This is a genomic window from Bacillus sp. TL12 (assembly GCF_022625245.1).
Lineage (GTDB): Bacteria > Bacillota > Bacilli > Bacillales > Bacillaceae_G > Bacillus_A.
In genome coordinates this window covers 1-380 of the sequence record NZ_JAJJBY010000225.1, presented here as the reverse complement: position 1 = coordinate 380, position 380 = coordinate 1, and the positions used below count along the sequence as shown (strand labels likewise).

Genomic DNA, 380 nt, shown 5'->3' with positions numbered 1-380 from the left:
ACTGTTCATCAATATAAGTTTCCGTGTTTCATTTTCGTTTAGTTTTGAGAGTTCAATAAAGATATTGACTCTTAAATGATAATATGATATAAGTTAATTCTGCAATTTGTATGGGCCTATAGCTCAGCTGGTTAGAGCGCACGCCTGATAAGCGTGAGGTCGATGGTTCGAGTCCATTTAGGCCCACCATACAATTTTTGGGGCCTTAGCTCAGCTGGGAGAGCGCCTGCCTTGCACGCAGGAGGTCAGCGGTTCGATCCCGCTAGGCTCCACCAAAAAAGCTATTTTATATAGCATGGTATGTTCTTTGAAAACTAGATAACAGTGTAGCTCATATTTTTTAATTTTAGTTTGGTTAAGTTAGAAAGGGCGCACGGTGA

The 380-nt window shown here is 41.1% G+C and carries 2 tRNA genes; both read left to right on the top strand.

The features are described 5' to 3' along the window. The first annotated feature begins 112 nt into the window (after positions 1 to 112). Positions 113 to 189, top strand: a tRNA-Ile gene (locus tag LOK41_RS28680). Between the two features lie 10 nt (positions 190 to 199). After that, positions 200 to 275: transfer RNA gene (locus tag LOK41_RS28675), tRNA-Ala, on the top strand. Positions 276 to 380: the final 105 nt, after the last annotated feature.